This is a genomic window from Arthrobacter sp. MMS18-M83 (genome assembly GCF_026683955.1).
In the GTDB taxonomy this organism is placed as follows: Bacteria; Actinomycetota; Actinomycetes; order Actinomycetales; family Micrococcaceae; genus Arthrobacter.
Genome location: NZ_CP113343.1, coordinates 3,878,709 through 3,896,705, shown reverse-complemented (window position 1 = coordinate 3,896,705; position 17,997 = coordinate 3,878,709). Strand labels below are relative to the sequence as shown.

20 protein-coding genes and 2 pseudogenes are annotated in these 17,997 nt (G+C 63.6%); 10 read left to right on the top strand and 12 right to left on the bottom strand.

Going from position 1 to position 17,997, the window contains the following annotated elements:
* Positions 1-82: 82 nt before the first annotated feature.
* Entirely contained in the window at positions 83-1,057 is a 975-nt protein-coding gene (locus OW521_RS18455; RefSeq protein WP_268021027.1) for a LysR substrate-binding domain-containing protein, read from the bottom strand.
* Between the two features lie 65 nt (positions 1,058-1,122).
* On the opposite strand from OW521_RS18455, the gene OW521_RS18450 reads away from it, so the two are divergent.
* The gene (locus OW521_RS18450) at positions 1,123-2,442 is read left to right on the top strand and encodes an MFS transporter (protein ID WP_442781176.1); all 1,320 of its coding nucleotides are present in this window, start codon (positions 1,123-1,125) and stop codon (positions 2,440-2,442) included.
* Between the two features lie 6 nt (positions 2,443-2,448).
* On the opposite strand, the gene OW521_RS18445 is transcribed toward OW521_RS18450, so the two are convergent.
* On the bottom strand, positions 2,449-3,612 hold the full coding sequence (locus OW521_RS18445; RefSeq protein ID WP_268021025.1) for a trans-sulfuration enzyme family protein: 1,164 nt from the start codon (positions 3,610-3,612) through the stop codon (positions 2,449-2,451).
* 131 nt (positions 3,613-3,743) lie between these two features.
* Between OW521_RS18445 and OW521_RS18440 the strand changes: the two genes are divergently transcribed.
* Positions 3,744-4,247, top strand: a complete 504-nt coding sequence (locus OW521_RS18440; RefSeq protein WP_442781175.1) for an Lrp/AsnC family transcriptional regulator — start codon at positions 3,744-3,746, stop codon at positions 4,245-4,247.
* A 43-nt stretch (positions 4,248-4,290) separates the two neighbouring features.
* Here the strand turns inward: OW521_RS18440 and OW521_RS18435 are convergent, their stop codons facing one another.
* A complete protein-coding gene (locus OW521_RS18435) occupies positions 4,291-5,529 on the bottom strand; it encodes an MFS transporter (protein WP_268021024.1) in 1,239 nt (412 codons plus the stop codon).
* Positions 5,530-5,697: 168 nt separating this feature from the next.
* Between OW521_RS18435 and OW521_RS18430 the strand changes: the two genes are divergently transcribed.
* The 5 genes and pseudogenes from OW521_RS18430 (at position 5,698) to zapE (ending at position 7,576) form a co-directional block, all read left to right on the top strand.
* Positions 5,698-6,258: an Lrp/AsnC family transcriptional regulator gene (locus tag OW521_RS18430; RefSeq protein WP_268021023.1), complete on the top strand. Its 561-nt coding sequence runs from the start codon at positions 5,698-5,700 to the stop codon at positions 6,256-6,258.
* A gap of 9 nt (positions 6,259-6,267) precedes the next feature.
* Entirely contained in the window at positions 6,268-6,693 is a 426-nt protein-coding gene (locus OW521_RS18425; RefSeq protein ID WP_268021022.1) for a DUF1761 domain-containing protein, read from the top strand.
* 18 nt (positions 6,694-6,711) lie between these two features.
* Positions 6,712-6,879, top strand: a pseudogene (locus OW521_RS18420) (transporter); the annotation flags it as partial.
* Positions 6,880-6,887: 8 nt separating this feature from the next.
* Positions 6,888-7,034: a hypothetical protein gene (locus OW521_RS18415; protein WP_268021020.1), complete on the top strand. Its 147-nt coding sequence runs from the start codon at positions 6,888-6,890 to the stop codon at positions 7,032-7,034.
* Positions 7,031-7,576: an AFG1/ZapE family ATPase gene (zapE, locus tag OW521_RS18410; RefSeq protein WP_268021019.1), complete on the top strand. Its 546-nt coding sequence runs from the start codon at positions 7,031-7,033 to the stop codon at positions 7,574-7,576. Before OW521_RS18415 ends, zapE begins: the two co-directional genes overlap by 4 nt.
* Positions 7,577-7,766: 190 nt before the next feature.
* Here zapE and OW521_RS18405 read toward each other — a convergent pair whose 3' ends face one another.
* Both OW521_RS18405 and OW521_RS24450 read right to left on the bottom strand, forming a co-directional pair.
* A complete protein-coding gene (locus OW521_RS18405; protein WP_268021018.1) occupies positions 7,767-7,913 on the bottom strand; it encodes a lmo0937 family membrane protein in 147 nt (48 codons plus the stop codon).
* A gap of 90 nt (positions 7,914-8,003) precedes the next feature.
* Entirely contained in the window at positions 8,004-8,231 is a 228-nt protein-coding gene (locus OW521_RS24450; protein WP_442781174.1) for a nucleotidyltransferase family protein, read from the bottom strand.
* Positions 8,232-8,511: 280 nt separating this feature from the next.
* Between OW521_RS24450 and OW521_RS18400 the strand changes: the two genes are divergently transcribed.
* Positions 8,512-9,744 (top strand): low temperature requirement protein A, encoded by a 1,233-nt coding sequence (locus OW521_RS18400; RefSeq protein ID WP_268021017.1) that lies wholly within the window; start codon positions 8,512-8,514, stop codon positions 9,742-9,744.
* Between the two features lie 7 nt (positions 9,745-9,751).
* Here OW521_RS18400 and OW521_RS18395 read toward each other — a convergent pair whose 3' ends face one another.
* On the bottom strand, positions 9,752-10,630 hold the full coding sequence (locus tag OW521_RS18395) for an EamA family transporter (protein ID WP_268021016.1): 879 nt from the start codon (positions 10,628-10,630) through the stop codon (positions 9,752-9,754).
* 64 nt (positions 10,631-10,694) lie between these two features.
* On the opposite strand from OW521_RS18395, the pseudogene OW521_RS18390 reads away from it, so the two are divergent.
* Positions 10,695-11,471: pseudogene (locus tag OW521_RS18390) on the top strand (LysR family transcriptional regulator); the annotation flags it as partial.
* A 104-nt stretch (positions 11,472-11,575) separates the two neighbouring features.
* Here OW521_RS18390 and crcB read toward each other — a convergent pair.
* From crcB to OW521_RS18375, 3 genes are read right to left on the bottom strand one after another with little or no spacing between them, the layout of a single operon-like run.
* The gene (crcB, locus tag OW521_RS18385; protein WP_268021015.1) at positions 11,576-11,944 is read right to left on the bottom strand and encodes a fluoride efflux transporter CrcB; all 369 of its coding nucleotides are present in this window, start codon (positions 11,942-11,944) and stop codon (positions 11,576-11,578) included.
* Complete coding sequence (locus OW521_RS18380) at positions 11,941-12,444, bottom strand: fluoride efflux transporter FluC (RefSeq protein ID WP_268021014.1); 504 nt, start codon at positions 12,442-12,444, stop codon at positions 11,941-11,943. Before OW521_RS18380 ends, crcB begins: the two co-directional genes overlap by 4 nt.
* Positions 12,441-12,977, bottom strand: a complete 537-nt coding sequence (locus OW521_RS18375) for a universal stress protein (protein ID WP_268021013.1) — start codon at positions 12,975-12,977, stop codon at positions 12,441-12,443. Before OW521_RS18375 ends, OW521_RS18380 begins: the two co-directional genes overlap by 4 nt.
* A gap of 31 nt (positions 12,978-13,008) precedes the next feature.
* Between OW521_RS18375 and OW521_RS18370 the strand changes: the two genes are divergently transcribed.
* Positions 13,009-13,818, top strand: coding sequence for an SOS response-associated peptidase (locus OW521_RS18370; protein ID WP_268021012.1), 810 nt, complete (start codon positions 13,009-13,011; stop codon positions 13,816-13,818).
* A gap of 1 nt (position 13,819) precedes the next feature.
* Here the strand turns inward: OW521_RS18370 and OW521_RS18365 are convergent, their stop codons facing one another.
* From OW521_RS18365 to manD, 3 genes are all read right to left on the bottom strand, one after another.
* Positions 13,820-14,089 carry a hypothetical protein gene (locus tag OW521_RS18365; RefSeq protein ID WP_184740419.1) on the bottom strand — a complete coding sequence of 90 codons (270 nt, stop codon included), beginning with the start codon at positions 14,087-14,089 and terminating at the stop codon, positions 13,820-13,822.
* A 151-nt stretch (positions 14,090-14,240) separates the two neighbouring features.
* Positions 14,241-16,565, bottom strand: coding sequence for a gluconokinase, GntK/IdnK-type (locus tag OW521_RS18360; protein WP_268021011.1), 2,325 nt, complete (start codon positions 16,563-16,565; stop codon positions 14,241-14,243).
* Positions 16,566-16,575: 10 nt separating this feature from the next.
* Positions 16,576-17,805 (bottom strand): D-mannonate dehydratase ManD, encoded by a 1,230-nt coding sequence (gene manD / locus OW521_RS18355; protein ID WP_059387443.1) that lies wholly within the window; start codon positions 17,803-17,805, stop codon positions 16,576-16,578.
* Positions 17,806-17,997 lie beyond the last annotated feature (192 nt).

Sequence of the window (17,997 nt, the reverse complement as noted above, 5' to 3'; positions counted from 1 at the left end):
GGACCGATGCGTCGTCGGGTCGGGGGTCGCGCTATCTGCAGTCTCCACGTCCAAAAGCGTAGCGCGGGCGCACTGGGTGATCCTATTGGCTTCCGGAGCGCGCCTTCACAAGTCCCGCGAGCAGCCCGGGGCCTTCGGAAAGCACCAACTCACGGAAAAGACGTACGGGGTCGGGTTCCTTGCGTCGTTCGCGCCACGCAATCCCAATCTCCCGGTACGCCAGCTCCGACTCAAGCGATACCTCCACCCAGCCCAGATCCGTGGAATCCAGAACGCCTTGAGGTCCCGGTCCCAGTCCTCCGGGTGGCAGAATGCTGTAGCCCAATCCAGCCGACACCAGCCCGCGGATCGTGTGGGAGTCCTGGCTTTCGAAGGCAACCCTCGGGCGAAAACCCTCATCGCGGAAGATCGCGTCGGTCAGCGAGCGCAGGCCGAAACCGGGACCCATGGAAACGAAGGGCTCATGCTTGAGTTCGGCAAGCCGCGCACTGGGCCGCTGGGCCAACGGATGGCGGTGATGGACCACCAGCCGCAAGGGCTCCCGGTAGAGCGACGCCGAGCCGAGACTCCTTCCCGAGGCTGCCACCGGCGCCGTCAAGGCGAAATCGGCATCTCCCGCGATGAGCGACTCGAGGCAAGCGGCGCGCGCTCCTTGGCTGAGTTCGAATGCCGCGGAGGGGTGCCGGCTCCGGAACGCGCTCATGAGCAGCGGCAACGTTGCTTCGCCGAAAGTGTGCTGGAAGGTCACCGCGATTCGGCCGCGGACAACATCGGATTCGTGGCGGACCGCGTCCAGCCCCGCCTGGAATTCCGCAAGCGCCGATTCGATATACGGAAGCAGCGTCTTTGCGGCGGGGGTGAGCCGGACGCCGCGACCTTCGCGGATGAGCAGTTCGGTCCCGACGACGGAGCTAGCCCGGGCGAGCGCACGGCTCACCGTCGATTGCGGTACTCCGAGCAGTTCGGCCGTCTCGGTGATGTGTTCCGTCCTGCCCAGTTCGGCAAGCAGGGGCAACAAGGGGAGCAGCTGGACCAATTGTTTGTGTTCAATGTGCATACGTGCCACTTTCAGGCCGCCAACCGAGCAAATCATCCAGTTCTGCTATCAATCCTAAATGAATCATGCATTGGAATCATCACTTCGGGCCGCCGTACTGTGAAACGGTGAGCACAAGCGCAGCATTCAAGAGCATCACTGAATCCCCTTGGGAAGGCCACCTGAAGGGCTCCGCTGCGTACCGGAGGATCCTCGCCGGGCTGGCCCTGGCCGGCGTCGCTACGTTCGCGCAGCTCTACTCCACCCAGGCGGTCTTGCCACTCATGGCGAACGAGCTCCACATCACGGCAGCCGAGGCAGCACTCACCATTTCCCTGGCCACGGTAGGACTCGCGGCGACGGTGTTGCCGTGGTCATTCGTAGCCGACAGGATCGGCCGAGTGCGTGCCATGGCCATTGGAATCGCGGCGGCCACTGTCCTGGGCCTGCTCGTCCCCATGGCCCCCACCTTTCCCCTTGTCCTGGGCCTGAGGGCACTTGAGGGCATGGCGTTGGGCGGCATTCCCGCCATCGCTATCGCCTACCTCAACGAAGAGGTCAACAAGGTGCACGCCGCGCTGGCTGCTGGAAGCTACGTAGCCGGCACCACCCTCGGCGGGCTTGCCGGCCGTTTGCTCGCTGGGCCAATCGGCGAGTTGTGGGGATGGCGGGCCGCTGCCCTTGCGGTCTCCGTCCTTGCCACGGTCTCAGCCGCCCTGTTCCTCCTGCTGGTCCCGAAGCCGCGCCGCTTCACCCCTAGTTCGGCCGGAGGTTTCCGCGGCGCAATGAAGACCTTGGCAGGCCACTCCTCCAACCCACGGCTGCTCGCCCTCTATGTTCAGGCGTTCCTCCTGATGGGTGGATTCGTGGCTGTCTACAACTACCTGGGATTCCGCCTGCACGCGGAACCGTTCGGACTGCCAGCCACCGTGGTAAGCCTGATCTTCCTGGCCTATTTGTCCGGAACAGTGAGCTCCCGTTGGGGAGCTGGATTGTCCATGCGCTTTGGCCGCCGCGCTGTCCTGCTCGCCGGCATCGCGACCATGACGGCCGGCCTCGGACTCACCCTCTGGGACAACGTCGCCGCGATCCTGGCGGGTTTGGTGGTCTTCACCGGCGGTTTCTTCACGGCCCACAGCATCGGAGCGGGTTGGACCGGCACCATCGCAACGAGCGGACGCGCGCAAGCTGCCTCCTTGTACAACCTCTCTTACTACCTGGGTTCCAGCATCATTGGCTGGGCCGGAGGGCTCGCCTTCCAGGCGTTCGGGTGGAGCGCACTCGCCTGGGCAGTCATCGCCCTGGGGTGCACGACGGCGGTGATCACCGCCGTCGTGCACCGCTCCCCGGCGCGGGAGGACGCCGTCGTCGTCTCCTCAGTGAAACCGGCTGGGCAGGGACGATAGCGAACGCTACCGAGTGGACTCGATCGCCTGGACTAGGTCGTCGACGATATCGGATGGGTCTTCCAAGCCGATCGAAAGCCTGAGCATGCGCGCTTGGGGCTTGGCCTCCGGGGCCACGGGGCGGTGGGTCAGTCCGGCGGGGTGCTGGACAAGCGTGTCGATTCCACCCAGTGACACCGCGTGCGTGATGAGCCGGACCGCGCCTGGAATACGCTCCGCGTGCTCGGCGGATTCAAGGTCGAAGGATATCAACGAGCCCGGACCGCTCATCTGAGTACCCACCAAATGCAGGGGATCGCATTCCGGAAGCCCCGGGTAGTACACCTTGGCGACGAGTTCGTGGCTGGCGAGCGCGGCTGCGACCTTGTGGGCATGGTCCTGCTGGGCCCGGACCCGGATGGGTAGGGTCGCAAGGCCCCGGTGCAGCATGTAGGCAGGCCACGGAGTCAGGATGCCTCCGGTCACCGCACGGACCCGGCGCAGCCGGGTGGCCCATTCCGCACTCGTTGCCACCACTCCGCCCATGGCATCGCCATGGCCGCCCAGGAACTTTGTGGCACTGTGGAGCACCATCGCGACGCCATGCTTGAGCGGCTGCTGGAGAATCGGAGTGGCGAAGGTGTTGTCCACGAGCACCGGAACGTCCCCGGCGTCGGCCACCAAGCGGACAAGGTCCACGAGGTCCAAGCTCGGGTTCGCTGGCGTCTCCACCACCACCAGGCCGGTGTCCGGGCGAAGGGCGTCCCGCACGCCGTCGGCCTTCACGAAGGTGACTTGGTTGCCAAGGAGGCCGCTGGCCAGGACGTGGTCCGTGCCGCCGTACAGGGGCCGCACCGCGACTACGTGCGTTTTGCCTTCCGATTGCGCTGCCAGCAAAACGGCAGTGAAGGCGGCCATGCCGGAGGCAAAACCGACCGCTTGCGAGGCGCCTTCGAGCGCCGCAACGCCATCTTCGAACCTCGCTACCGTAGGATTCCAGAGACGCTGGTAAACGGTGCTTTGACCTTCGATGTGGACGCCTCCTGTGGCCATCTGCTCGTAGGCCAGTCCACCGTCATGAACAGATGGCAGGGGCGCAGTCGTTGAGAGGTCGATCGGAACGGCGTGTACGCCCTGTTCCGTGAGTCCGGCCCGGCCTGCGTGGACTGCAAGTGTGTCGATGGCTGTCACTGCTCTCCTTGAATTATTCACCGTTGAATTCGGTAAGTATCTGGCAATAATTCGGACATTGACAGTGCAAATGAATGGATTGAGTGGAAACTGGCACCTATGATGAACAGACAGCACTTTCAGGAGGATCCGTGAGCACCAGCCCGAAGAACGTTCGGCCCGTCGGCATGAGCGAGCCCTTGGACGCAATCGACGAACGCATCCTCGCGGCTTTGGTTGACGATGCCCGGATCTCCAACAAGCAGTTGGCCGAACTGGTTGGAATTGCCCCGTCCACCGCTCTCATGCGCACGCGGTCACTCTCAGAGCGCGGCATCATCGAGGGCTTCGAAGCTGTTCTCAGCCTGCCTGCTATCGGGCGTTCGGTCCAGGCCCTGATCGCCGTGCGCCTGCGCGCCCACGACCGCGACCAAATTGACCGCTTCACGGCCCGCGTGCCGGCGCTCCCCGCAGTGATCTCCACGTTCCACACTTCGGGCTCTGTGGACTACCTGCTGCACATCGCAGTGGCCAACACCGACGACTTGCGTGACTGGGTCCTGGACAACCTCGCTACGGACCCCGTGGTGGGCCACACCGAGACCACCTTGGTCTTTGCGCACATCCAGGGCAACCACGGACCGTTGCCCGAATAGCGGTTGCCGGCTTCGCCGTCGTTCTCGCCCGATGAGCCTTCCCTCAGCCCTTCCGGAGCACCCTGCGGAAGGACACGGACGCGAGCGCCATGGCTGCCAATCCGCACACCACGGTGAAATAGTTGGCCGCGACATCCAGTCCAAGTACCGAAGCCGCCAGGCCCAGCCCGATGACGGGCACAGCGCTGCCGAGGTAGGTGATGACGTAAACCGTGCTGATGATCTGGGCATGCCGCGATGCCTCCACTTTTCCTGCAACGTCATTGAACACCAGCCGGAACGCGATGCCCTGCCCAACACCGGCAGACAAGCTCGCCGCCACCAGCAGCACCGGGCTGGACAGAGACCCCGCGGCACCTACAAGCACAATGGAAACCCCCAAGACAGCCAGTCCTGTGGGCACTGCGAACCGGCCGCGGGCGGTCAGCAGTTGGCTTAGCGCGGACGCACCAAGCGTCAGCCCGGCGAGCAGCCCGGTCATAGGGCGCGAATCGGCGTGCACGACGACGGCGAAGTAGCCGGGCGCGAGCGAAAGGCAGAATCCGAACACGGCAAAGCTCAGGAATCCCACGCTCGAGGCGAGCCAAAACGCTCCCCTTGCCTCCCTAGACACCGAGGGCCTGCGAGGGGCGAGGACCGTGTAGGGCCGCGGACCTTCGGCAGGCCGAATCGCAGGCCGCGCTTTGAGAAGCCACAGTGGCACCAGCAAAAGGAGAAGCACTGCGGCGTGGATGATGAACGGCGTAGAGGTTGCACCCGGGAGCAGCGAAAGCAGTCCGCCGATGGCAGGACCGGCGGCCACCCCGCCGGAAGACGAAAGCAAGGTGAAGCGCGAGGCCCATTCCGGCCGGTACGGGAGTAATTCCCGCAGCGCTGCCGAGCTCGCCCCGGTGGCAAGACCGACGGCGACGCCCTGGAGCATGCGTCCAGCTGAGAGCATGAAGAGGTTGTGCGCGTTGGCGAAGACCAGTCCGCCCACCAGGCCGACGAGAACAGCCAGCACCAGGGCCGCGCGCCTGCCAATATGGTCCGACCAGTGGCCAGCGAGCATCAGCACAGCCACGAGCGCCAGCACGTAGCTCGCAAAGGCAATGGTCACACCCAGCGAGGTTATCCCCAGTTCCGCTTGAAGCAGCGAATACAGCGGACTCGCCAGGTTGGCGCCGACCAGCAGTGTGAACATGACGACGCCGGCCAAGACCAGCCGTGCCGTAATGGAAGCATCCCAGCCCCAGCGCTCGGCGGTGGCCGGGCGCATGCGCAGTTCGCTAAAGACAGTCATTTCCGTGCCTTCGCCTCAGCGGCCATCCCGAAACCTGGCCTCGTGGGCCGGGACGGTCATGGCCCAAACATTGATGGCAATAGGATTCCGCAGACCTGCTACATAGGGCAGCTAGGCATGCAACAATTGATCAAAACAGTCAAAAGTGATCACCACTGATGACCACGAATGATCTGGAGCGATGACGTGAGCACCCTCGACCCGACGGACCTGAAAATCCTCCTGGAGTTGATCCGTGATCCCAGGGTTCAGATCGGCGAACTCGGCGAGTCCCTGGGGATTGCGCGCAACACCGCTCAATCGAGGATGCGCCGCCTGGTTCGCTCAGGCGTACTGAACGACGGCGGCCGCGAAGTCGACCTCGAAAAGGTGGGGTACGACGTCGTCGGGTTCGTCACCCTGGAGGTGACACACCGGGAACTCGACGGCGTGATCGGAGCCTTGCGCCGCATCCCCCAGGTACTCGAGGTGCATGAAATCTCCGGAAGGGGCGATCTCTTGTGCAGGGTGGTGGCCACCGACACGCACAACCTGCAAACCGCGCTTCGCTCCATCCTCAGAATCAAGGGCGTCATCCGAACGGAAACAGTCCTCGCCCTGCACACCCACATCCCCTACCGGACAGAACCCCTCATCGGCAGGCTCGTGGACGCTGCCGAAACGGCCAGCACCGCGAAACGGGGCAAAGGGCAGCCTGCGGCCGAATCGCCCCTCAGCGAAGCCGACTAGGATTCCAGAATGAATTGGCTCTCTTCTCTAGCGCAACTCAACTGGCTGGCCATACTGGTGGCCTTCGTTTCCAGCATGGTCATTGGATTTGTCTGGTACATGCCGGCAGTCCTCGGCCGGCGATGGATGCAGGCCATCGGCAAGACCGAGGAAGACCTCAAGAAGATCGACGGCGGCGCCCGGATCTGGATCCCCATGATGATTGCCGCAGCTCTGACGAGCATCTTGCTGGCAGTTCTCATCGGCAAGTTGGGGGTGCACGGAAGCGTGTCCGGCGGTTTCTTCGCGTTGGTAGTTGCCATGGTTTTCCGCGCCGGAGGCCACGTCATCCATAACGGTTTCGCGGGTAGGCCGTCCGCCCTGACGCTCATCGATTCCGGCCATGACATCGTGGCCATGACTGTGGCCGGATCAATCATCGGGGCATGGCAATAACGGGAGGAGAATAGCCTCGTGACCATCATTGACAACGCCGTCTACGTCAACGGCATCCGGACCGCGACTCCGGGAAGCCTCGAGCAGAGTGTCGAAACACTGGCCGCCCACGGCGGAATGGTGTGGCTTGGACTGTACCGGCCGGACGAGACGGAAATGGCGGCAGTGGCTGCCGAGTTCGGACTGTCGAACAAGTGATTTCCCGCGCCAATGGGTTCCGCGACCTGCTGCAGAACGCCCTGACCCTCGATGGCACGCTGACCGCGAACCGGCAAAACGAAGCGAGCGCGGCGGGCTTGCTCATGTACGTCATCTTCACGCGGAAAAACTGGCTCAAGTGATTCCCGGACAGGAGGCCTTCAGCAGGGGCAGGATCATCACACCCGGGACGACGGCGCAGCTGGGCGCCTTCGGTTTGTTCCCGCCGTCGAGGTCACAAGAACGGGTCCTCTCCCCCACGGCGCAACGGCTCACCGCCAAAGCGGCAGACGATACGCTCTGGATCAGTTTCTCCGAGTTATGCGGCGGGCTGACGTCGACGGCTGACTACCTGGCCTTGGCAATGGACTACAAGACCTGGGTGGTCGACGGCGTCCCCTCGCCAACGGTGGAGTCGGCCGCCGGTTCCGCCCCCGCGTGGCATAGGTTCAGCAACCTGGTGGATGTCCTGTACGACCAGGACATCACCCTGTTCCTCGTAGGCCATGGCCCCCTGGATTGGGACTTAGCCGCTGATCTCACCCAGGACCCGGCCCACCGAACAGGCTCCCCCCATACAAGTGCCCAGCCCGTTGACTTGGCCAGAATCGCAAGTCGGCTGTCGCTCCTAGGCAGGGTAGAGTCCCCGGCGCCCTTTGAAGAAGCAGAGGCCGGGGGCAGTTGAAGGCTAGGTCCCGACGTGGGTGGCCTCACGCCGTAGTCTGGGCGGGTGAGTGCGAGGGAAATCCACCCGGACGGCTAGGAACACCAATTCAAACCCATAAGCTTCTGGGCGGAAAGCTCCGGCGCAAGCCTCGCCCGTTGGTCGGTCCTTCGCCGGCCAACGGCGCCGTCATCGAAACCGGCATAGACCCCTACACGCGTGACCTGCCGCGGATGAAGTGGAAAATCAAAACGACCACGGCAATAACCAGAAGCAGGTGAATGAGCCCGCCGCCGATGTTGCCGATAAAGCCGAGAAGCCAGAGAACGGCGATAACGATGGCTATCCAAAGCAACATGTGAGTCTCCCTTGTTTGTTTGCGTGCCCTGGCCGGCGGCCTCGGGCATTCACTAGTAAGTATACTTACTAGTGAGGGTACGTGGGTGGGTTAACGCGGTTTTTCGTCTGTGGGCCATGGCAGCACCGTCAGCGTGGGCCATTCCGTCCTCCACCGTCTGGTCTTCGTCTCGTACACATCTTGGGGAACAAGCACCGGGTTCGGCACTATCTTCCGCGCAAACAGGTCGTCGTAGCCGTGCGGGGCGCACGTTGTGGGGGCGCCCGCCTCATCTGAGGTGACGGCGAAGCAGCAGGTCTTCGCGGCGACATGATCCACCGCATCAGTGGTGCTGGTGAAGGGGATGGCCGGAACACCAAAGTCGAGAGTTCCTGATTGTTGAAGCCGATGACGACACGGAACGGTTCCACGGGTTCGCCAGCCTCCGGGACCGTGTTCATGGCCTTGACGTTATAGAAGTTAATCCTGACTTGGAAGGGGATCGGGAGCGTAGGCAACCCGTCAGCGTCGGCGGAATGTCTTCTTTGCCATGCGCCCGATCCTGCCCGTGGGGCGGATAGTCCTCCCCGGCAGCGCCCCATCGGAGTAACTTTCATGTATGAGCCTCACTCATCGGCTCGGACGTATGTCGGGGCGCGATCCAGCCGAGCAACACCGGACCTCGACGCCGCTCGAGCTTCTCTTCGACCTCGTCTTCGTCGTGGCCTTCAGTGCGGTCTCGACGCAGACGGCGCTGCTCTTCGAGAAAGGACATTGGTCGGCCGCGGTCACCGGGTTCGTTCTTGGGGTCTTCGCGATCAGCTGGGCGTGGGTCAACTACTCGTGGCTGGCCTCCGCATATGACAACGACGACGTGTTCTTCCGCATCGCGACGTTGATCGAGATGATCGGGGTGCTCGTGATCGCCCTCGGCATGCCACCCTTCTTCCGGTCGATCGACGAAGGCCGCCATGTCAACAACGCGATCATGGTAAGCGGGTACGTGATCATGCGTGTCGCCGCGGTCGCTCTCTGGCTGCGCGCTGCGCGCCATGATCCTGAGCATCGGCGGGCGTGCCTGACCTACGTGGCTGCCGTTTCGGTGGCCCAGGTCGGATGGGTGGTACTCATCTTCGCCTCGCTCCCGATCGGGTCGACGTCGTGGATCATCGCGGCTCTCGTCGGTGTCGAGTTGTTGGGCCCGCTCCTCGCCGAGCGCAAGGACGGTGGCACCCCCTGGCATCCGCACCACATCGCTGAACGGTACTCGCTGCTCGTGATCATCACACTCGGCGAGGTGATCCTCGGCGCTGTGCTCGCGATCTCGGCCGTCGTCGACCGGTCGGGTTGGTCGGTCGAGGTCGTGCTCGTCGCCTCCGGCGGCACCGCCCTCGCCTTCGCGATGTGGTGGTTGTATTTCACTGTCCCATCCGGGCGGGTACTGGGACATCATCGCCGTCGCGCGTTCGGATGGAGCTACCTGCACATCGTCGTGTTCGCCGCGGTCGTCTGCACCGGCGCCGGCCTCCATGGCGCGGCGATCTTCATCTCCGGTGGGAGCCACATCGACGCCACCGCCACAGTGCTCGCCGTCGCCCTTCCAGTGTTCGTCTTCGAACTGACCCTCGTGACCATCTACTCACTCCTGCTGCGCACTGCCGACCGCTACCACATCTGGATATTCAGCGCGGCCGCGCTCGCCCTTGTATCCGCGGTAGTCGCGGTGGGCCTCGGCGCGAGTGTGGGCGCCGCGCTGCTCCTCGTCGCTGCATCGCCCGCGCTCATCGTCGTCGCTTACGAGACGGTCGGCTACCGACACGAGGAGCAGGCTCTTAGGGAGGCTGAGGCCTGACGCTGCCCTACTGCTTTCCGCCCCGCAGCAGCAGCGCACCGGCGTTGGCCGCGATGATCAGCGCAATCCCGGCCCACTGCCCAACATTGAGTTCCTGGTTTAGGGCAAGCGATCCAATGATCGCTGCGAACACCGGATTGATGCTCATGAGCACACCAAACAGCTGGGCCGGGACCCGGCGCAGCGCGATCAGATCTGCAACGTAAGGCAGCACGGAGGCCAGGATGCCGGCACTGACAGCGCAGATGATGGCAAAGCCGTCCAGCGGCTGGCCCACAAAGATCGCGACGGCGACCGGTAAGTACAGCGTTGCCGACACCCCCGTTGCGGCAGCTGTCCCCTGGATACCCTGGATGCGTTTTCCGACGGTTCGGTTCAGCAGGATGTAGAAAGCCCAGCTGCACGCGGCGACGAGTCCGAGACCGATGCCGGCATAGTCCATTGATGCGTCCGGCTGGGTAATCGCCACTACGCCGGCACCCGCGGCCACAGCACACACGGCGCTGCTCTTACGGCGCGAACTGAGCAGTGCGACAGCCAAGGGTCCCAGGAATTCCAGTGTCACGGCTAAACCCAGCCCGATCCGTTGGATGGATGCGCACAGGCAGAGGTTCATGGTCCCGAACACCACGGCCAGGAGGAGCACAGGCCACCACTGCCGCCAACTGAATTCGCGCAACCGCGGACGAACGATGGGCAAGAGAACTGCGGCGGCCACGAGTTGGCGGACCGCAACAACCCCCAGGGGTCCAATGATGGGGAATGCGAGGGAGCCACTCGCGGCACCCAGCTGGTTGGACAGCGAACTGGCCACAAGCGTTGCCACGCCGCCCGCCTTTTGCGACGGCGACCCTCCGGACCCGATGACTGCGCTTCTTTCGCTCATGAGGGAATTCTGCGCCCCAGCCCGCATCACCAAAAATGCATGGACCGCCCAATTTATACGGTGAATGCATGAATATGATGGGGGCATGGGCGTGGAGTTAAGGCAGTTGCGCTGCCTGGTGCCGGTAGCCGAGGAGGGCAGCTTCACCGACGCTGCCATTGAGCTCCGGATGTCCCAGGCGGCCGTGTCGCGCAACATCGCCGCACTGGAGCACACTCTCGGCGTGAAGCTCGTTGAACGCACCACTCGGAGCGTGGCCCTGACCCCCGGCAGTGAGCGGGTGCTGGCCAAGGCGCGGCGCCTGCTCACGCTCCTTGCCGAGCTGGAACAGGAGGCGCGGGCCGGAACGGACAAAATACGGATCGGCTACGCGTGGTCCGCCCTGGGAGAGCACACCACCGAGTTCCAGAGACGGTGGACCGCCACGTTCGCCGACACGGAACTTCGGCTCATCCACTCCAACAGCCCGACGGCGGGGCTCGCCGACGGGACCACCGACTTCGCCATCCTTCGGCGCCTGCCTGAAGCGGCCGCCGTCGAGCACATCCGCATTGGTGCGGAGAAGCGCTACTGTGTCATGTCCTCGGACGATCCTCTGGCGCCCAGACGGACGGTGACGCTTGCGCAGATTGCCCAGCGGCCGGTGGCGATGGATCTCCGTACAGGCAGCACCACCCTTGAGCTCTGGCCCGAGCAGGCTCGCCCGCAGGAGGTAATCGCCATTCACGACGTCGACGACTGGCTGACGCTCATCGGCAGCGGTGCGGCGCGCGGCATCACCGCCGAGTCGACGGTGTACCAGTATCGACGGCGCGGCCTCGTCTACCGTCCGGTGCGCGATGCCCGCCCGTCCCCGTCTATGCGGCTTGGTCGAAGAAGGACCCGCCGCGGGAGCGCGAACGCATTGTTGAGTTGCTGGCGGGGCTTTACAGCTGACACGCCGCTTCAGAGCAAGAGAACTAGCCCGACACCGGCTGCTGCGGCGCCGACACAAGCGGCCATTGTGCCCGCTCCGTTGAGGAGGGCCAGGCCCGTCCGGCCGCTCTGGACAAGCCTGACAGTCTCCAGGCTTGCTGTGCTGAAGGTCGTGTATCCACCCAGGAATCCGGTACCGAGAATCAACTGAAGGGATTCAGGAGCCTGATGGGCCATGACCAGTCCTGCCAAGATCCCCATGAGCAGTGAGCCGGAGACGTTGATGAAAATGGTGCCCAGCGGCAGGGCGGTCCGGGCCCAGGAACGGACCAGGCCATCCACCACGAACCGGGCGGCCGCCCCTGCGCCGCCCGTGAGTGCGATCAGGAGGACAGTCATGGTTGGGCCTTCTGCATCTGTTGGGCGGACTTGTGCCGGAACGCTCCAAGCCAGATACCCAGGGTTGTGGCCGCGGCACCGCCGAACAGGCTGGCTGCCAGGTACCACAGAGCGTCCATTCCCCGGCCGGCGCCGAAGAGATGCAAGGAGTCCAGCGCTAGGGTGCTGTAAGTGGTGTAGGCCCCGAGGAAACCACTCCCGATGCCGAGCCGTGCAACCCGGCGGAGTCCGGCGTCGGGCCCGCTCCGAGCAAGCGCTTCGAGGAGCCAGCCGAGCGCGAGCGCGCCGGACAGATTGATAAGCAAAGTGGGCAGCGGCCACGCGTCCGGCGCCGGAACGGCCATGCCAAACCAGTAGCGGCTTAGGGCGCCGAGGATTCCTCCAGCCGCCACGAGGAGAACGAACCGCCCATGCAGATGGAGCGGGCGGTGCTGTCGCTCATCCTTTGGTCGCGCCGCCTGCGTTTTAGCGCCGGGCGCGGCCGTGCTGCTTTCCTTCATTGATCCCTGCTTGCGTCGTGATGGCCCAAGGGAACCATGAGCACGGGGCAGTTTTGGCGATGGGCCAAGTGCAACGCTACCGATCCAGTGACTAATCCTTCAAACTTCGGACCGAGGCCATGTTCCTTGGTTCCCACGACGATCATGGAGGCGTTGATACTCGCGGCATAGCGGCCCAATGACCTCGCAGGCTCGCCCGCGAGTGCGACAAATGACCACTGCACACCCGATCCGTTGAGTTGATCCGCGATGCGGGACCGCAGCGACTCCGAAATGGCCGCGGCGTCGTCGTCGATTCCGTCAGGATCGATCGGCTGGGCCGCCAGATGCCCGTCCCGGTCCCCAGCCGCAGGAAAACGGGTGACATCAGCGAAGGCCAGGACCAGTTCCAATCCGCCCGTAAGTGCTACTTCCGCGGCCCTCTCAACCACCATGGCAGGCTGATTCGGGAGCACCCCTGCCAATACAGGCCCGGTCAATCGGGTGGGGCTGCCCTTGGCCAGCGGCGTGTCCTCGCCACGGGGGTTGCTCATGGGGCCCTCCAAATGTCCGGGTTGTCAGGATATGGGTTCTTCGATCTTGCTCCAGTATGGTCGCCGAAGACTGGCGTTGTCCCAAGCGCTGGGCGAGAATGTCGATATGTGCGGTCGGTTCAGTGTCGGTTTCGAGGCAGACTATCTCTCGAGGAAGCTCGGTGCTGTGCTGCGGGGTGATACCGACTACCCCTCACCAACGCTCCAGATCAATCCGACTGACCCTGTGGTCTTCCTGAGGGGGCGGGCAGGAGACGGTTCAGTCGGACGGGAGCTCGCGGCCGGGCGGTGGGGCTTGGTTCCATCATTTTCAAAGTCCTTCGATTCGAAGGTACCCACATGGAATGCGCGTTCGGAAACCGCTGGGGCAATCCCGGTGTTCAAAGCTTCCCTGCCTAAGTGGCGGGCCGTCGTCCCGGCTTCTGCCTACTACGAGTGGAAGAAGTCGGGGCCGGGCCGCAAAGATCCCAAGCAGCGCTACATCGTCGAACCGCAGGACGAGCTGATTACTTTCGCCGGTTTGTTTGCGCCGTGGCGTGACGAGAGCATCTTAGACAAGTCCGCGCCTGGAGCGTGGCGTTTGTCCTGCTCGATCCTGACCATGGATTCCCCTCCGGAAGGCGTTCACGAAAGACTGCACAATTTGCATGACCGGATCCCGGTGCCGATTTCTGCGGACATGATCGACGATTGGATCGACCCCAAGGAAACCCGGGGCCAGGCCCTCTTGGATGTGGTGCTTGGAGATGCGTATGGCTTGGCGTCGTCATGGACGATGAGGCCCGTAGAGCTGGTGGACGACAACACCAAGTTGGTGGACGTCGCGAACCCGGCCGCCTGATTCATCTCTCGTAGCGCAGTTCGGCCCGCACGTCCGTATCTTTCAGCCAGGTCAACCTCGTGGCCGATCCGAAAGGGTTCGGCCACCATTGCACCAACACTTTGCCCTCTGCCGTCCGGGTGACCATGGCCGGAACGTATTGAAGGTATTTCGGCCACACGAGCTTGGCGATGACGGGCACCCTCGAAACAGTTGACAGGGGTTCCGTTTGACGCGGAGGCGGGGCGCCAACTGAGTTCAGGGGCGCGGGATACTCGGGCTGGTCAGGCATGCCCGCATACTACTGCGAGGCATCGACAATGTGTGCAGCTCAGGAGATTCTCGACCATTCCGGGACGCCCGGACCGTGACTGCCACTCCCCCTTGCGGCTGGGGAGTGGCAGTCACAGGCTGGAGCCTGTCGCAGCTACAACTGGCCGCCGCTACAGCCGGGTGTCGAACGAATCGCAGAACACGTTCTCGTTGAACGTTCCCCGGAACTCGGACTTACCCTGGATTTTCTGGATTGTCGCCCGAATGGCCTCGCGAGTTCCCGCATGGGCGTTGATGGCAGTCTTGACCATCGGCACATCGATCAAGTGGTTCGGCTGGTTCAGTGAGACGAACACCGTGGGGACCTCAGTGACGTACCAGGGGATTTCCGCCGCCATGGGGCTGGACCATTTGATGCGGATGGCAGCTTCCTGGGCGAAGCCCTTGACATTGGCGAAGACGAAGGCGGCGTCGTACTTGTCCGCGTAGTCGCCGGTCGCTTCGTCGGCGATGACGCTCATGAAGTTCACTCCGGACTCCCCCGCAGCTTCACGCTGCCCGGCCGTCTTGAAGACATGGACTTCAAAGCCTGCGCTTTCCAACTCTTCCTTGACCGTGTCCAAGTAGGCCAGCGGATCCGCCCTGGTGAAATCGGAACCGCCGGAGATGCCGTACAGGCGTATGCGCTTGTGCGTTTCCGGCGTGATAGGCAGGTTGCTGGCGGTGTCCTTGATCAGGGTGACGGTCTTGTCTGCGATCTCGGCGGCGACCGCAAGATGGGCGTCGCTGCCAATCACCCGGAGTGCCTCGGGCGGCGGCGTCAATTCTTGCGGGAGCTTCTTGTGCAGCCCCAGGCTGGCCTTCAACGCCAGGATCCGGCGCAGCGCATCGTGGAGGCGCCGCTCGGTGATGATTCCTGTTTTGTAGCCGTCCATCATGTACTGGAAATCCTCCGCGGGGTTGCGGAAGAACAGGAACATGTCACAGCCGGCTGCGATGGTGGCCGGAACCAGGTCTTTGCGCTTCATCGCCTGGGTGAGGCCGATCATCTGTGAGGCATCCGTGAGGATCAGGCCGTTGAAGCCGAGTTCACCACGGAGCAGATCCTGGAGTAGCTCCGGAGCGAGGGTGGCGGGCAGGATGTCCCTGTCCTCCGTCCCCGGACGGAAATGCCGCGTGAGCTCCGGCGCCCCGATGTGTCCAACCATGATCGATTGGACTCCGTAGCCGATCATCTCCCGGTAAACGTGCCCGTAGCTGGCATTCCAGTCCGCGTACCCGAGCGTGTTGTAGGACGTAACCACGTGCTGGTCCCGTTCGTCCACGCCGTCGCCCGGGAAATGCTTGATGGCACAGGCGGTGGGCGATTCGCTGATCCCGTCGAAGTACTCCTTGGCGCGCTCCACCACGATTTCCGGCGTGTTCCCGAAGGCCCTGGTGGAGATGACCGTGTTCCGCCAGTTGTAATGAATGTCCACGATCGGCGCGAAGGCCCAGTTGCAGCCCAGAGCCGCAGTTTCCACTCCAGCAACCTGACCCATTTTCCGGGCGATGGACTTATCCGGGTGCGAGCCGGCCTGCAGGTGCGTCGACACAAAAGTTCCGTCGTCGCAGCTTCCTGCTCCCCCCATTTCCGGATTAGAGGCAACCAAGAGCGGGATGCGCGTTTTGGACTGGGCATAGCGGATGTGTTGCTGCACTGCTGCGGAGGGGCCTGGCCTGTATCGCATGCCGCCGACGTGGTAGTTCTCCAGTACGCCGTCTAGGTACTCCGGGGAGTAATCGTTGTTGTGGTTGATGAAGAGCTGCCCGATTTTTTCCTCGAGGCTCATGCCGCCGATCGTGGATTCCACCCATGCAACGGCGTCGTCATCGAGGTTGAACGGCGCCGCCTGAAGGTCGACGTCGAACTGGCCCGTTTGGGTGCCCACGGCCCCGGCGCCTTTGGTTGCCGGAGCCGCGGAACGGCCGACGGCGGCAATTCCAGCCAGCGCCTCAGCCACCACTTCGCTGACGGGGGCGGCGATATCTACGACCATCCCTGCCTCGTCGGCGTCGAGCGGTTCCAAGGTGGCGAGCTGCGAATCCAGCAGCGCGGGCGGCATGAAGTGGCCAGTGCGCCCTTCTGTCCGTTCCCTAAGCACCTCTTTGCTGCCGTGCAGGTGGAGGAAGATGGTGTCCGGGGCTTTCTCACGGATGGCATCCCGGTAGCTGCGACGCAGGGCCGAGCAGGCAAGCACCAGCCCGCCGCGTCCTGCGTTCGCAAGTTCGGTGCCAACCGTCGCCAGCCACGGCCAGCGATCCTCATCTGTCAGCGGAATTCCGGCAGCCATCTTGGCAACGTTCTCCACGGGGTGGAGCGAATCGCCGTCGAGGAACGGAACCCCCAGCTCCCGGGCCACAAGGTCCCCGATGGTCGTCTTGCCGCAGCCGGAAACGCCCATCACCACAATGCGGCGCGGTGCTTCCGGCGCCGCCTCCGGATCACCAGCCATGGCGGTGTTCCTACCAGTCATGAACGGTGCCGTCGACGAGGCGGTTGTAGGGCAGGTAGGCCTGCTGGTACGGGAAGGAGTTGGCGGCTTCCTCATTGAATTCGACGCCGAGGCCCGGCTTGTCGCCCGGGTGCAGGTAGCCGTCGGTGAAGGTCATGGACTGCTCGAAGACCGTGTTGGTCTTGTCCGAGTGCTGCATGTACTCCTGGATGCCGTAGTTGTGGATGGCCAGGCCCACGTGAAGCTGGGCGGCGAAACCGACCGGTGAAATGTCCGTGGGGCCGTGGAAGCCGGACTTGATCTGGTACTGGGCGGCGAAGTCCATGACCTTCTTCAGCGGAGAGATTCCACCGAAGTGGGTGGACGCGGCCCGGACGTAGTCGATCAGCTGTTCCTTGATGAGGGTCTGGAAGTCATAGACCGTGTTGAAGATTTCGCCGATGGCCAGCGGGGTGGTGGTGTGCTGGCGGACTAGGCGCAGCCCTTCCTGGTTTTCGGCCGGGGTGCAGTCTTCGAGCCAGAACAGGTCGTATGGTTCCAGGGCCTTGCCGAGCTTGGCTGCCTGGATGGGGGTCATGCGGTGGTGGCCATCGTGGAGCAGCGGGATTTCCGGACCGAATTCGTTGCGTACTGCTTCGAAGACAGTGGGCAGGTGGCGGAGGTAAGCGCGGGTGTCCCAGTCCTCTTCCTGCGGGAACGCACCGCGGCCGGCAGGTTCGTAGTCGTAACGCTCCCCGGAGGCCTGCGCCTGGGCTGCCACGCCGTAGACGGCCTTGATGCCCGGGATGGCGGTCTGGATGCGGATCGACTTGTAGCCCAATTCCAGGTGCTCCCGGACCGAGTCGAACAAGGAGGGGATGTCCGCGCCCGAGGCGTGGCCGTACGCACGGAGCCCGTTGCGGGAGGCACCGCCCAGGAGCTGGTAGACCGGCAGTCCGGCAACTTTTCCCTTGATGTCCCACAGGGCCATGTCGACGGCGGCAATAGCGGCCATGGTGACCGGGCCCCGGCGCCAGTACGAGGAGCGGTAGAGGAACTGCCACGTGTCCTCGATGCGGTGCGGGTCCTTGCCGATCAGCAGCTGCGCGACGTGTTCCTTCAGGTACGCGGCCACGGCGAGTTCACGGCCGTTCAGTGTGGCATCGCCGATGCCGGTCACGCCGTCCTCGGTGGTGATCCGCAAGGTCACGAAGTTCCGGGTGGGGCTGGTCACGAAGACTTCAGCGGCAATGATTTTCACAGCTGGTCCTTTCAGGGTTGCTGATCGAGGGCTGGCCTTGGCCCGGGTGCGACGTGCACCACAGGCTGCGTATTGATGATCTTAGGTTGGATGACAATTTCTGGCAACCGGTTGCAGTATCTATTTCGTCGAGACTTTTCCTGACGCAGCTGATTCCGCTGCCCCTTCAGGCGTCCGGCGTTAAGGCCGCTG

Coding starts and splice junctions, on each gene's coding strand:
- OW521_RS18455 (WP_268021027.1), bottom strand. CDS start 1,057: ATGCACATTGAACACAAACAATTGGTCCAGCTGCTCCCCTTGTTGCCC.
- OW521_RS18450 (WP_442781176.1), top strand. CDS start 1,123: ATGCATTGGAATCATCACTTCGGGCCGCCGTACTGTGAAACGGTGAGC.
- OW521_RS18435 (WP_268021024.1), bottom strand. CDS start 5,529: ATGACTGTCTTTAGCGAACTGCGCATGCGCCCGGCCACCGCCGAGCGC.
- OW521_RS18430 (WP_268021023.1), top strand. CDS start 5,698: ATGATCTGGAGCGATGACGTGAGCACCCTCGACCCGACGGACCTGAAA.
- OW521_RS18425 (WP_268021022.1), top strand. CDS start 6,268: ATGAATTGGCTCTCTTCTCTAGCGCAACTCAACTGGCTGGCCATACTG.
- OW521_RS18405 (WP_268021018.1), bottom strand. CDS start 7,913: ATGTTGCTTTGGATAGCCATCGTTATCGCCGTTCTCTGGCTTCTCGGC.
- OW521_RS18400 (WP_268021017.1), top strand. CDS start 8,512: ATGAGCCTCACTCATCGGCTCGGACGTATGTCGGGGCGCGATCCAGCC.
- OW521_RS18395 (WP_268021016.1), bottom strand. CDS start 10,630: ATGAGCGAAAGAAGCGCAGTCATCGGGTCCGGAGGGTCGCCGTCGCAA.
- crcB (WP_268021015.1), bottom strand. CDS start 11,944: ATGACTGTCCTCCTGATCGCACTCACGGGCGGCGCAGGGGCGGCCGCC.
- OW521_RS18380 (WP_268021014.1), bottom strand. CDS start 12,444: ATGAAGGAAAGCAGCACGGCCGCGCCCGGCGCTAAAACGCAGGCGGCG.
- OW521_RS18375 (WP_268021013.1), bottom strand. CDS start 12,977: ATGAGCAACCCCCGTGGCGAGGACACGCCGCTGGCCAAGGGCAGCCCC.
- OW521_RS18370 (WP_268021012.1), top strand. CDS start 13,009: ATGGGTTCTTCGATCTTGCTCCAGTATGGTCGCCGAAGACTGGCGTTG.
- OW521_RS18365 (WP_184740419.1), bottom strand. CDS start 14,089: ATGCCTGACCAGCCCGAGTATCCCGCGCCCCTGAACTCAGTTGGCGCC.
- OW521_RS18360 (WP_268021011.1), bottom strand. CDS start 16,565: ATGGCTGGTGATCCGGAGGCGGCGCCGGAAGCACCGCGCCGCATTGTG.